The 14,126-nt window shown below is 36.8% G+C and carries 12 protein-coding genes; 5 read left to right on the forward strand and 7 right to left on the reverse strand.

From position 1 onward, the window contains the following. The first annotated feature begins 517 nt into the window (after window positions 1–517). Entirely contained in the window at window positions 518–1,096 is a 579-nt protein-coding gene (locus tag AC07WY_RS00300) for an NAD(P)H-dependent oxidoreductase (RefSeq protein WP_262087492.1), read from the forward strand. A gap of 70 nt (window positions 1,097–1,166) precedes the next feature. Here the strand turns inward: AC07WY_RS00300 and AC07WY_RS00305 are convergent, their stop codons facing one another. The 3 genes from AC07WY_RS00305 to AC07WY_RS00315 are packed head-to-tail and all read right to left on the reverse strand — an operon-like array spanning window position 1,167 to window position 3,130. Next, window positions 1,167–1,781, reverse strand: coding sequence for an OB-fold-containig protein (locus AC07WY_RS00305; RefSeq protein WP_004822174.1), 615 nt, complete (start codon window positions 1,779–1,781; stop codon window positions 1,167–1,169). 14 nt (window positions 1,782–1,795) lie between these two features. Next, a complete protein-coding gene (locus AC07WY_RS00310; RefSeq protein WP_162242519.1) occupies window positions 1,796–2,107 on the reverse strand; it encodes a Rieske (2Fe-2S) protein in 312 nt (103 codons plus the stop codon). 18 nt (window positions 2,108–2,125) lie between these two features. Continuing rightward, window positions 2,126–3,130 (reverse strand): adenosine kinase, encoded by a 1,005-nt coding sequence (locus AC07WY_RS00315; protein ID WP_034613897.1) that lies wholly within the window; start codon window positions 3,128–3,130, stop codon window positions 2,126–2,128. Between the two features lie 314 nt (window positions 3,131–3,444). On the opposite strand from AC07WY_RS00315, the gene AC07WY_RS00320 reads away from it, so the two are divergent. From AC07WY_RS00320 to AC07WY_RS00335, 4 genes are all read left to right on the forward strand, one after another. Continuing rightward, the gene (locus AC07WY_RS00320; protein WP_239045472.1) at window positions 3,445–3,912 is read left to right on the forward strand and encodes a GNAT family N-acetyltransferase; all 468 of its coding nucleotides are present in this window, start codon (window positions 3,445–3,447) and stop codon (window positions 3,910–3,912) included. A gap of 362 nt (window positions 3,913–4,274) precedes the next feature. Then, window positions 4,275–5,039 (forward strand): COG4705 family protein, encoded by a 765-nt coding sequence (locus tag AC07WY_RS00325; protein WP_262086319.1) that lies wholly within the window; start codon window positions 4,275–4,277, stop codon window positions 5,037–5,039. Between the two features lie 220 nt (window positions 5,040–5,259). Then, complete coding sequence (locus AC07WY_RS00330) at window positions 5,260–8,199, forward strand: insulinase family protein (RefSeq protein ID WP_004822166.1); 2,940 nt, start codon at window positions 5,260–5,262, stop codon at window positions 8,197–8,199. 27 nt (window positions 8,200–8,226) lie between these two features. Next, entirely contained in the window at window positions 8,227–9,375 is a 1,149-nt protein-coding gene (locus AC07WY_RS00335; protein WP_004822164.1) for a phospholipase A, read from the forward strand. A gap of 376 nt (window positions 9,376–9,751) precedes the next feature. On the opposite strand, the gene AC07WY_RS00340 is transcribed toward AC07WY_RS00335, so the two are convergent. The 4 genes from AC07WY_RS00340 to AC07WY_RS00355 all read right to left on the reverse strand — a co-directional run bounded on the left by AC07WY_RS00340 (window position 9,752) and on the right by AC07WY_RS00355 (window position 14,071). Continuing rightward, window positions 9,752–11,626, reverse strand: a complete 1,875-nt coding sequence (locus AC07WY_RS00340) for an ABC transporter ATP-binding protein (RefSeq protein ID WP_494735917.1) — start codon at window positions 11,624–11,626, stop codon at window positions 9,752–9,754. 316 nt (window positions 11,627–11,942) lie between these two features. Next, entirely contained in the window at window positions 11,943–12,230 is a 288-nt protein-coding gene (locus AC07WY_RS00345) for a hypothetical protein (RefSeq protein ID WP_056511726.1), read from the reverse strand. Beyond that, complete coding sequence (locus AC07WY_RS00350) at window positions 12,227–13,789, reverse strand: PepSY-associated TM helix domain-containing protein (protein WP_494735467.1); 1,563 nt, start codon at window positions 13,787–13,789, stop codon at window positions 12,227–12,229. Before AC07WY_RS00350 ends, AC07WY_RS00345 begins: the two co-directional genes overlap by 4 nt. Window positions 13,790–13,792: 3 nt before the next feature. Beyond that, complete coding sequence (locus AC07WY_RS00355; RefSeq protein ID WP_262086315.1) at window positions 13,793–14,071, reverse strand: hypothetical protein; 279 nt, start codon at window positions 14,069–14,071, stop codon at window positions 13,793–13,795. Window positions 14,072–14,126 lie beyond the last annotated feature (55 nt).

A 14,126-nucleotide genomic window follows, 5' to 3' on the forward strand; every position in this document is an offset into this window, starting at 1 on the left:
AACAAGAAATAAATAGATAAAACAGTTAAAATAAAAATATATTATTAAACTGATATTAAACAATAGTTTAAAAATTTGTATTGTTAAAAAATATACTAATTTATATTGTTTTTAAAGTTGATTAAAACACTTGTAATTAATAAAAATAAAACCTAGTAAAATGGTATTGTTTAGATTTTATTAAACCAACTAAATTAGTTTGAATTAAGTTTGGTGAAAAATTATTCCGATTAAAATGGTTGGTTTAAATTCTTTTTGAGTTTATTGTTTTAGAAAAAATCCAATTGTGTAACAAATATGGGGGGAACAATAATCGTAATTTATGCTTAAATTTTAGTCATAATTAAAAGTTAAAAGATGTTTCTATTTTGATAGTTGGGTATTTATTTGATTATGTACAACTTCATCTATATTTGGATTTTTGCTGAAGTTCAATGATTTAAATTCTTGTTCATTTTATCTAATAAGTTATAACTGATTGAGCTGAAAGGAAATCACCATGAAATGTTGAGTTGTTATTGCTCACCCTGTAACTGATAGTCTTTGTCAAAGCTTGGCGAAGACCGCAATAGCGACTTTAATTGCCAATGGTCATGAAGTTGTGATTGAAGATCTGTACGCCTATGGTTTTTCACCCGCACTGACAGATGAGGAACGTCAAAGTTATTACAGTCCTACATTTGATCAAACAGCTGTCAAAGAGAATATAGATGATTTACTTTTCGCAGAAGCTTTAATACTGGTCTTTCCGACTCGGTGGTTTGGTTTTCCTGCAATACTGAAAGGCTGGTTTGATCGTTTTTGGGCTCCTGGAGTTGCTTATGATCATGTAAACGATTTGGGTGCAATTCAACCTAAACTCGATAACCTCAAATACACATTGGCGATTACTTCATTGGGTTCAGCTTGGTGGGTAGCTCGTTTGGTACTTTGGCAACCAGTAAAACACATATTGAAAATCGCATTATTGAGTACCTGTGCACCAAAATGCCATTTTCAAATGTTGTCACTGTATAAAGCTGAATCGCTTACTCAAGCTCAAATTGCGTCATTTTGTGCACGGATTGAAGCTAAAATTACACGTTGGCCAAAATGAGGGCAAGTTATGATTAGATTCAGCTGGAGACGTAATAAAGGTATTGGATGTACTAAACCGAGTCAGACTTTTAATACTGATCTGAACTAAATAGATGATTTGAGATCGAAATTTTCTTGGCAATATAATGTGATTTTCTAAAACGTATTAAGATGATTTGCGATTGAAATTCTAATTCACCAAATTCTGGTTCGACTTGGATATAGTGCAGTTGTCCATTTTCATCACGAACCCGTGCTTGAGCTGAAAACCCAGGTCGTGCATTACCACTAGAGACTGTGGCCAATCGTCCAAGCAAGTCAACTTGATTCAACGTAACTTTAGGTTTTATCACCTGATCCAAACAATGAATCATAAATACGGTGAAGAAGATTGCAATCACCAATGCGGGTAAAACTACATAATACCAAGCGGCAAATACTTGTTTGCTTGCAAAGATAGAGAGCTGTAAAAAATAGCCTGCAAAACTAAAATTCAATAATAAAAAAACGAAAATAAGTACTTTGGAAAATTTAACTTGTAACAGGGGCGACTCAATGAGCCAATCTGGTGAAATTTTTTTCAGAAAGGTACTTGGCCGTAAGCCGATATAGTAGCCAAAAGTTTCTGCCATACTCAGCAGAATTAAAGCCAAGACACTGAGGTGAAAGGGCATTAATTCATGTTCAAATAAGAATCCAAGCATGGCAGTTTCCAACCTTATTCGTCCTCGATGTAAATACCACCATCTGAATGGACTGAAATATTTACTTTTTCAAGTTTATCACCCAGACATGGTCCTGAAATACATTCACCTGTTTCAACTTCAAACAAAGCACCATGCGTCGAGCATTGAATATATTCGCCGTCTTGGTCTAAAAACTGATTTTCCAGAAATTCCAGTTCAGTTTGTAGATGAGGGCAGACATTTTGGTAGGCATAAAATGCACCATCACGTTGAGTGATAAAAATGGTATCGCCAGTCATTGTGTCAAACGCACGTGCCTTACGCTCTTCAATTTCATCGGTCATTGCAATTTTTTCAGACATTTATGCACATTCCTTTTTGAACGTTTCGAGTAGATTTGCGTATTCTGCAACGTCTAGGCGTGGTCCAAACTTAGACACTACTTCGCTTGAAATAAGGATAGCAAGTTGTGCCGCGGTTTGTAAATTTTCACCATTGTTTAAAGCATATAAGAAAGCACCTGAGAATGCATCACCAGCACCATTTGCATCGACTGCATTCACTTTACGACCTTGAACATAAAAATGCTGTTTTTGATCTGCGACTAATGCACCTTTTTCACTGAGTGTAATCACCACATCAGTACTTAGTGTTTTTAATTGATTCAGTGCAGCTTCTACAGAGTCAGTTTCTGTATACATCATGGCTTCTTGTTCATTACAGAAAATCAGATCTACACCATCATCGATTAACTCATTTAGACCTTGGCGTGCATATTGCACCATTGCCGGGTCAGATAGGGTTAATGCGATTTTAACCTTGTGATCACGAGCAATTTGACGTGCTTGTTTTACGGCTGCGCGCGCTGAATCACTTGTAGACAAGTAACCTTCGATATATAACCATTGCGCTGTTTTTAAAGGTTCAAAATCCATTTGTAGATCTGAAAGTTCTGCAGTAATGCCAAGATAAGTTTGCATCGTACGTTCTGAGTCTTCACTGACCAGAACCATACATGTACCCGTAACACCTTCACTGATCGATTTTTTCGAAGTTTTGATGCCTGCTTCATTTAAACCATCGAGATAAATTGTGCCTAGATCATCATTTCCAACACGGCATGCATAAAATGCTGAAGAACCTAATGCACTGAATGCCACTGTGGTATTGGCAGCTGAACCGCCAGATGCTTGACCTTTATAATTTTGGCTGGCTTTTAAATTATTATATAGCCGAGTTTGAGATTCACCATCTGCGAGTTGCATGGTGCCTTTTTGCAAATTTTGTTCAGCTAAAAAGAGATCTGATACTTTAAATTCTTGGTCAATGAGCGCGTTACCAATTGCAAAAAGGTCAACTGTAGCCATGTTCTTCATCACATCAATGTTAAAAACATAAAGTTTACACGAATGCTCAGCTTTACAGTAGTTTGTTGAAAAAATTTCAATTACATTTGTTAAATATGGTTTGTTGGAATTTTACAACTTGCTGGTGTGCTGAATAAAACCTGTTTTTGAGATGATTGTTGCGTAGTTTAAGCCATTGTGTTGATCAGTGGGCGTGATTAAATTAGATTGTTTCACGGTTATTGATTGAGATCGCTCGGCTAGGTTTTGTTGAGAAATAAACATAGGCATCAAGCTAAAACTGTCTACAAACCCTAAAACATATTGGAGGTTGAGTGAATATTTTAATTCAACAGGTAGATCAATTGCCTGCGCAAATTCAAGATTTAGCCGTAGTTGCTGAAAAAGAAGGGTTTCATTTTATTCAACGTTTGGTTGATGAGTTTCAGCAAGGCAGCAATAAATTTAATCGACATGGTGAATTTTTATTGGTTGCGTTTGATGGAGATAAACTGGTTGCATGCGGTGGTTTAAATATTCAAATCAGTGAGGATGGTGATACAAAGCAGAACTCAGAAACTCAGCATAAAATTGGTCGGGTACGCCGTTTCTATGTATTGCCTGAATATCGCAAAACGGGATTGGGTAAAAGTTTATTGCTCGAACTTGAAAAAAGAGCAAAATCTAATTTTTCTGCCTTGTGCTTAAGTAGTGAAAAAGATGCAGCGCCATTTTATCAAAAGCAAAATTATGTTTTTGTCTCAAATCACCCAAATTATAATTACTTTAAATATTTAATTTAGTGAATTTGGAAATCCTTTGGTCTATACCTCTAACTCTGAGCAACAGCATCATTTGAAAATGGTGCTGTTGGTTTACAGCTATAGGCTTTAAGATACTTTTTATTTTTGGAAATGAATCCGTGTTGATCTGCAAAAATAGTTTTCGTGGTAAAATACTAAAAATAGCCTAAGCAATTCTTTTCTATAAAAACTTCTCAAGCTCGATAAGACATATATCCGCTTTGGTGAAGTATTGATAAGCGCTAAATACAAATGATGACTCAGTCTTTAACAGGGTAAAGTGACTTTTATCACATTTTTAATTCTATTTTAAGTCGAAGCATAGACTATAGCTTTTAACGCATAATTGCTGAATAAATCAAATGAAGCAAAATGATTTAGATGTACTGATTTCTAAAGTTCCGCAAGTCACATTACTGTTTTGGATCACCAAAATCTTTGCAACCACTTTTGGTGAAACGGCTGGCGATGCTGTTTCAATGTCACTTAATTTAGGGTATTTGGTCGGTACCTTTATCTTTGCTTTTATCTTTATCGCTTTTGTCTATTTTCAAATTCGAGCTAAAGCTTTTCACCCCTATTTATATTGGTTTACCATTATTGCAAGTACGACAGTGGGGACGACACTGGCAGACTTTGTTGATCGTTCACTGGGTATTGGTTATTTAGGTGGAAGTACGTTATTACTCAGTTTGGTATTGTTGACTTTATATGCTTGGTACAAAGTCGAAGGAACAATTTCACCACATATCAATCAGCCTCGTGCAGAACTGTTCTATTGGTTAACCATTACTTTTTCACAAACTTTAGGTACTGCATTGGGGGATTGGTCATCAGATACAGCAGGACTGGGTTATAGCGGTGGGATTGTGCTGTATGTGGTTTTGATTCTCATCGTCATCGCCTTGTATTTATTTACAAAAACTTCAAGGGTTATTTTGTTCTGGAGCGCATTTGTGCTTACTCGACCTTTAGGCGCTGTGGTTGGTGATTTTCTGGATAAACCGATTGATCATGGTGGATTAGCCTTAAGTCGCTTTACAGCCTCGGCTGTATTATTGATTGCAATTTTTATCTGTATTTTTATTGCTCAGCGTTGGGATACAGAAAAACATAGGTATTACTAATTTAAAAATATTGATTAAAAAAGTGAAGTTTTACAGTGATGATCGAATCCTTTGATCATCACTTTTTTTATTTATCGCATTGCGCATTCTTGATATTTCAATAGCAAGTCACGGTTAATCCTGATTGATTTACTAAGAATTAGTGTTAGGAATGAATCGCATTTATTTAAGTTTCGGTTATACTTGAAGGTATAGATAAACATTTAATATTGGAGATCGCATGACTGTAGATGTCACTGAAACCTTATCTCAAACTGTTCATCCTGCGTTTCAGCTGGTACGTCAACACCATGTAGAAGCTTTAGACATTTTAGTGTCTGAATATAAACATAAAGTGACTGGTGCAATGCACTACCATTTAGCAACTGATCACGACGAAAATGTGTTCCTTGTTGCTTTCCGTACTCAACCGATGGATTCCAAAGGTGAGGCACATATTCTTGAACATACAGCATTGTGTGGTTCAGAGAAATTTCCAGTACGTGATCCATTCTTTTTGATGATTCGTCGTTCATTAAATACTTTTATGAATGCGTTTACAGCAGCTGATTGGACTGCTTATCCATTTGCAACCCAAAATAAAAAAGATTTCCAAAACCTTCTGGAAGTCTATTTGGATGCGGCTTTTGCGGCCAATTTAAATCCATTGGATTTTGCTCAAGAAGGTATTCGTATTGAGCTGGAAAATGGTGAGCCTGTTTATAAAGGCGTGGTATTTAATGAAATGAAAGGGGCAATGAGTTCACCTTCAGATCAGCTTTACCATCAGCTTGCGCATCATTTGTTCCCGAAAACGACTTATCATTATAATTCTGGTGGTGATCCGAAGGATATTCCTGACCTAACTTATGATGAGTTAGTGGCGTTCTATAAATCACATTATCATCCAAGTAATGCAGTATTTATGACCTTTGGTGATGAACCAGCTTATAAATTGCAAGAACAATTTGAAAAGTTGGCGCTGTCTAAATTCAGCAAAGGTGAAACGATTTACTCTAAAGAGGAGCAAAGACTAACAGCTCCGATTGAGGTACAAGAAACCTATGCTGTTGATGCAGAAGATTTAACAGACAAGACTTATCATATTTTGTCTTGGTTATTACCAAAAACCAGTGATGTTAAACTTCGTCTGGGTATGCGTTTGGTTGAAGGGATTCTTTTAGAAAACTCTGCTTCGCCGTTGCGCCATTATTTAGAAACATGTGGTTATGCACAGTCTACAGGTCCAATCATGGGCGTAGATGATTCTAACTATGAAATGACGTTCTATTGTGGTGTTCAAGGTTCAAATCCTGAGCATACTGAAGAATTTAAAAATGGTGTGCTCAATATTCTTCAAGACGTTGCTTCAAAGCCTATTGATAAAGACATGGTCGATGCGATTTTGCATCAAATTGAATTACATCAACGTGAAATCAGTGGTGATGGTACGCCGTATGGTTTAACACTGATTCTCAATGGTTTGGGCAATGCAATTCATCATAATGATCCAATCCATGCTTGGGATGTGGATACTGCCATTGCAGAAGTAAAAGAAGAACTCAAAGATCCGATGTGGTTATCCAACTTGATTCAAGTTCATTTATTGGATAATCCGCATCGTGTACAAATGACTTTAGTTCCAGATGCAAATAAATCTGCTCAAGAAGCAGAAGATGAAAAAGCACGTTTAGCGAAAATTGGTGAGGCTTTGTCAGAAGCAGATAAAGCTGAAATTATCGCACAAACTGAAGCTTTAAAAATTCGTCAAGAAACTCCAGATGATTTGAGCTTATTGCCTAAAGTCGGTTTGGAAGACATTCCAGCTGAATTGGCCATTGTTCAAGGTCAATTGCGTGAAGTGATTTGCAACGGGGTAGATACACCATTAAATCTGTACCATGCAGGTACAAATGGAATTTACTACCAACAAGTATTGATTCAAATTCCAGATCAAATTGTAAAATCGCCTTATTTTAACTTACTGTCTGTTCTCATGGGAGAAGTGGGTGCGGGCGAATATGATTATCTTGAACTTCAACAGTTACAGACGGCTGTTAGTGGCGGTTTGGGAATGGGTGCTTCGCTTCGTTCTAAAACCGATGACAAAGGTCAAATCAGTGCATGGTTGACTTTAACAACCAAATCTTTAACGGATAAGTTTGATGCGATTCAGTTGCTTAAACTGGCTTTTGAGCAATTACGTTTTGATGAAAAAGATCGCATTATCGAACTTTTACAACAACGTAAAACACGTTGGGCTTCTCGCTTGTCAGGTTCTGGACATAGTTATGCCATGCAAATTGCCTCACGTCATATGAGTGCGTTGGCAAAACGCGATTATGACAATACAGGTTTAGGCGCATTGAATTGGCTAGGTGATTTGATCGCAAAAATAGAAAAAGATGAAGCTGCATATGATGCGTTTATAGATGAGTTAAAATCAATTCATAAAGGCTTAATGCTTGCACCAAAACAATTTTTATTGGTGTGTGAAGAGCATCACTCAGAGCGTTTAGTTGAAGAAGTGCAAACGGTTTGGGATAAACTTGCAGTTGATCAATCTCCTGTCTATTTAACGCAAGTGGCTATGGATGAGAGCGATGCAGATCAAGCATGGTTAATTCAAGCCAATGTTCAATTTTGTGCTTCTGCTTACCAAGCTGTAGATGTTGCCCATCCAGATGCGGCGCCGTTGATGGTGCTTGCAGGCTATTTACGCAATGGTTTCCTGCATAGTGCTATTCGTGAAAAGGGTGGTGCATATGGTGGGGGCGCAAGTTATGATGGCAATGCTTGCTCGTTCCGATTCTATAGTTATCGTGATCCACGCCTTGCAGAAACTTTCCAAGACTTTGAAGCAAGTTTAGATTGGTTGTTAAACAAAGAGCAGCATGATTATCAGCTTGAAGAAGCCATTCTTGGTCTGGTTTCTAGTATGGATAAACCTGGTTCACCCGCAGGTGAAGCCATTACTGCATGTTATGCATTGCTTCATGGACGTACACCTGCGTTTAGAAAGCAATTACGCGAGCGCTTATTAAACGTTACTATTGACGATCTTAAGCGTGTCACACAAACTTATTTACTTGAGCAAAAGCCTGTAAGAGCTGTAGTCGCTCCAGTTGCCAAAAAAGAAGTGTTGGAACAATTAGGTTTTGAAATTAAGAAAGTAAATTAACCCTATAAATTCTTTCTGGAGAATTCTATGTCGTTCAAAAATTTTGAACGTACACCATTGAATCTGAGCATCTTAATGATGCTCAGTTTTGGTTTGGTGACTATTGCTCATGCAGATGATACTGCACAAGTGAATCCTGCAAGCACGCAAGCCTGTGTTGCGCTCGAATCTAATGCTGACCGTTTGGCTTGTTACGATAAAATATTTAAAACACCTACCGTTGCTCCGCAAGTCTTGGTGTCAGAGCAACGTGCTGCTTTAGATATTCAAAAAGCCAATGTAGAACCTGAAACACTCAAAGATAAAATCACCCAGAAAGCAGAAAATTTATTTGCCATTCATGGTGATAAAATTGATCCAAATACCTCATTACTTGATCGACGTTGGGAGCTTTCTCAAGACAGTAAATTAGGTACATGGAATATTCGCGCGAATCAACCTGTTTATTTGCTTCCTGCATTTTGGACCAGCAAGAAAAATGAATTTCCGCAGAGTCCAAATCCTCAAAACACCGTGGATGAAGATCAAAATTTAAAGTCAATGGAAGCTAAATTTCAGATTTCTTTAAAAACCAAAGCTGCCGAAAATATTTTTGGAAACAATGGTGATGTTTGGGTTGGTTATACCCAATCGTCTCGCTGGCAAGTTTATAACAGTGAAGAGTCTCGTCCATTTCGTGAAACAAATTACGAACCTGAAGCAAGTTTGATTTTTAGAACCAATTATAATTTATTGGGCTTAAATGGTCGCTTGCTGGGTTTGACTTTGAATCATCAGTCAAACGGACGTTCTGATCCGCTATCACGTAGTTGGAATCGGGTTATTTTAAATCTTGGTTTTGAAAAAGATAATTTTGCCTTGATGGTGCGTCCGTGGTATCGCATCGAAGAAGATTTTAAGGATGACAATAACCCTGACATTAAAAATTATATCGGTCGTGGTGATTTGACTGCATTCTATCGCTGGAATGACAATGATTTTTCTTTGATGCTACGTCACTCTTTAAAAGGTGGGGATGATTCGCACGGCGCAATGCAATTTGATTGGGCGTTTCCAATTAAAGGCAAGTTACGTGGGCATTTTCAATTGTTTGATGGTTATGGCGAAAGCTTGATTGATTATAATCACCGTGCGACTTATGTAGGTCTAGGTGTTTCATTAATGAATTGGTATTAATCATTTAAAATAGTGTTGATTGGCTAGATTTAAATAACAAGCTGTCTTTATATAAGACAGCTTTTTTGTTTTTGATTATTGATTTATAAAGAAGAGTTGTTGTTTTATTTGGATAAGTAAGCGGAAAGCTCAAGTGTGCTATTTGCAGTATAAGATGTGGCATAGCCTACGCAAAGTGATTAAAATATTAAAAGTAAATTTTGGCATTGCTAACTTTTTATAATCAAATAATTTTTTACATATAATTGATTTAATTTAAAATATTAATTATGAAAATATATTCTTGAGTCTGAGTTTTTGACTGGTTGACTATATAATAAAAAACCACGCTATTTTTAACGTGGTTTTTTATAATCTGGCTATTTAAACACTTTATTTACGAAGTGCTGACTGTTGAATCTTCATCTTCTGTGGCGGCTTTTGGTTCAGGTTCAACTAAGAAACCACCAGTCTGTCTATGCCATAAATGTGCATAAATACCATTTTGTGCGATCAGTTCCTCGTGAGTACCTTGTTCTGCAATTTGACCTTGATCTAACACAATCAAACGATCCATTTGTGCAATGGTTGAAAGACGATGAGCAATCGCGATCACAGTTTTATTTTGCATTAACTCATCTAAGCTCGATTGAATTGCAGCTTCAACTTCGGAGTCTAAAGCACTGGTTGCTTCATCCAAGATTAAAATAGGCGCATCTTTTAAAAATACACGTGCAATGGCAATACGTTGACGTTGACCACCCGAAAGTTTTACTCCACGCTCTCCGACATAAGCATCATAGCCAGTACGGCCTCTTAAATCTGAAAGTTGCGGAATAAACTCATCTGCTTTGGCTTTTCTTACTGCTTCATACATTTCTTCATCAGTCGCATCAGGGCGGCCATATTTGATATTTTCCGCAACTGTACGATGTAATAAAGAAGTATCTTGGGTCACAAGCGCAATATTTTTTCTTAAGCTGTCTTGAGTGACTTCTTCAATATTTTGACCATCAATGGTAATTTTTCCATTATTGATGGTGTAAAAATGTAAAAGTAATTGAATTAATGTGGATTTTCCAGCGCCTGAACGTCCTACAATACCAATTTTTTCACCTGGTTGAATGTTTAAATTAAAGTGATCAATGACTTTTTTGCTGTTATAAGCAAATGTGACATCGCTAAATTTAATATTACCTTGAGTCACAACAAGTGGTTTGGCATCTTCTTTGTCTTGGATATTGATCTGACGACCTAAAGTTTGCATACCATCTTGAATTGTGCCGACATTTTCAAATAGGGCAGAGGTTTGCCACATCATAAACTCAGCCATACTATTGAGTTTAAGAATCATGGCTGTTGTTGCTGCAATCACACCAATCGCTGCTTGCCCCTGTAACCATAACCAAACGGCAGTACCTAAAACACCAAAGAATAAAACGGCTGTCAGCAAATTGATGCAAAGTTCATATGCAGTGCCTAAACGCATTTGTTTGAACACTGTACGCATAAACTCTTTCATTGACTCTTTTGCATACTGGCTTTCACGGCCTGCATGTGCAAAAAGTTTTACTGTCTGAATGTTGGTATAGGCATCTGTTACACGTCCAGTCATCACCGCACGCGCATCGGCTTGTTCTTTGGAAATTCGTCCTAATCTTGGAATGTAATATAATGCCGCACTGACAAACAACGCCAACCATAATAAAAGTGGAATCAATAGAATAGGAGAAATTGATCCCAATACGATACTGATGGTGATGAAATAGATGACAACATAAGTCACCATGTCGCCCAAAATCACCCAAAACTCACGTACCGCTAGTGCCGTCTGCATGACTTTGGCAGATAAACGTCCAGCAAAGTCATTATGGAAGAAGTCTAAGCCTTGGCGTAGCATTAGATTATGAAATCTCCAACGCAAACGCATTGGAAAACTACTGTATAAAATCTGATGTCTGATAATGGATTGCATACTGGCAAAAAAGATATTTGCCAACAGAATACAGCTTAAAAAGATCAAATTGTCACGATGATTTACTAAAAAGTCTTGAGGTTTTGACTGTGTCAACCAATCGACTAAATGTCCGATTTGTGAAAAAAATAAAGCTTCAAAACTTGCTGTTGCAGCAGTGAATAATATTAAAATCAATAAATAACGCTTAACACCAGTCGCAGCTTGCCAAACAAATGGAAAGAACTTGGTGGGTAATGGTTCGTTTAAACCTTTCGACGGATATGGATCTACTAACTTTTCAAACCATTGCAGCAACATAAAATCCTCGTGGAAATTTTATAGATTGATTAAATTGTAAAATATTGAAATGAAGTTACAACCTGAACAGCTTAAATTATTTTAAGGCAAATTCAGCAGAAATTGGGAGAATAGTGGGGTAATGTAGATTGTATAGTTTTCGCGGAAATTACACCAGTTATTTATATCGAATAAAAACGATTTATACTGTACCTAAAGCTTGTTAAAAAAACTTATCGATTCAATCAGGATTCCCCAATGAATATAGATTAGCCATTGAGCATCCTAAAAAACTGATCAAATTTACTTAGCACAGTGTTAAAACGCTAGATGTCTACTTTTTTATTTTAGGTTTTAAATCATTTACAAAGAGTATCAATCCAAACAGTATTGGGCTACTCAGTATGCATAAGGCCACAAAAGAGATGCTATTGCCATAATTTACACTGAATAAAAATAAAGCCGAGATGATCAACGCAAACGCGATAACTTTTACCAGTTTCACATGTTGCGCTAAAACAGACAATTTACTTTTCTGAGTCTTGGTGATCTGCTTTGAGCTGACCAAATACAAGCTATAACTGGCAATCAGGATCAGGAGAAATGCAAATGCCAATATCATGACACAGACTCCTGCGCTTGTTTTTGTTCCAGCTTTTTCTTGATCTTCGCCACAGCTTTGTTTTGAATCGGTGTGATTCTTTGATGTAAAAAAATTGCTAAAATGGCAAATATCCAGATCATTAAGTCCACACGTAAGAATAACCAATAGTCCTGTAATGAATGAATATATTGATTAGAAATCAGATAATAGACATTTAAAATAGGCAAGGCTAATGTCATGGCAATCAGCAACTTGAGCTGAGTTTTCCAGAGAAATTGTTGTTTTGTGCAGAGCGCAATTATAAAACTGAATAACCATAAAGTGAAAAATGTATAGACTTCATAATTCGGTGTATCTGCTTGAAGTTGCACAAAACGATTGGCATATAAATAACCCAACATCGCAATGGGTAAACCAATAATCATCGTGGTATTGAGTCGGTTTACCAGATAATGCCCAAAGTGAAAATGCTCATTTTTCTTTTGTAATTGTCGTTTTAAACTCCAGAGCAATAAGCCCGAAGCAATCATTGCACAACCTAAGAGGCCAGAGAAAAATAAGCCTAAACGCAATAAAGGTTGGGCAAAATTCGCCATATGCAGCCCGTACATACTGGCATTTAATGTTGCAATTGCACTGTTATTACGGGTATTCCCAATTAAAGTACCAGTAGCGCCATTAAAGCTAAGTTGTGCTTGATTACGTGTAATCGAATGATCTTCTAAGGCAGTAATCGTGAGCTTGGCAAGCTGTGTATTGGGCTGATCAACGGTAATATTATCAATATTCGTTTTTCCCCATTGCTGTTGGGTTTGTTGCAGGAAATGTTGAATAGATAACATATTCTTCGGCTGTGCTTGTTGAGCCTTGTTTGCAGTTGAAACATGACGAATTTCATCAAAATACTGATATGGATTATCTGGATAGGCTTTTTTCATCCCTGCAGGGAAAAGCAGATAGAAAAAGATCGCCAAGCCGGTAAATGTAATGGTTAAGAAAAAGGGCAATGCGATTACCGAACTTACATTATGAAAATCTAAATATGAACGCTGACCTTTAAATGCTCTTAAAGTAAAGAAATCGGTAAATATCTTTTTATGGGTAATAATGCCTGAAATCAAGGCTATAAACATAATTAACGCTGCAAAGGTGACAATCAAACGCCCAATAGAATAAGGCATTCCATAAAGCTGATAATGAAACCCATAGAAGAAATCACCGCCTTGTGTGGCAGAAAGACTCAATTCTTTACCTGTATTGGCATCTAAAGTTTTACTTTCATAACCACCATCGGCTTTTTGCCAATAAACTTTATTTGCAGGGGTATTCTGGTTTGCAACGCCGATATACCAACTTTTTGCATCTGGGGCATTTTTTTGCAAATAAGCATACGCGGACTGTATAGCCGATTCCTGTTTGATTTGCATACTTGCGAACTGTGGTTGCATCCATATACTAATTTCATGGCGATAATATGTTGCAGAACCCGTCAAAAAAATTGCAAATAACAGCCAGCCGAAAGTAAGCCCAATCCAAGAATGTAACCATGCCATAGATTGACGAACAGATTTATGCATGAGTTAACCTATAAACTTGGAAAATAGGAAAAAAGTAGTGACCAACACCAGGCTGATCAGGGTAAGTTTCTTTAAAGAATGAATACAAAAGCTTAGAATCACAAAAATAATGTAAAAAATAAGTGCACTAAATGCCGCCAAATAAATAGATTCAGCTTTGGCAAAATAAGGATAAAACACATCAATTAAAGCTAAGGATACTAAATAACTGCACACATAGCCCATACCAAAAGCCAGTATAAAACGATAGAGCACTGATAAAGGGTAGAGCACAATCTGCATAACGATCACTTTCTTGCAATTGAAAACGCCTTAATCTTAAAAGATTAAGGCGAAT

This window comes from Acinetobacter sp. GW821-FHT01C12 (genome assembly GCF_059422625.1).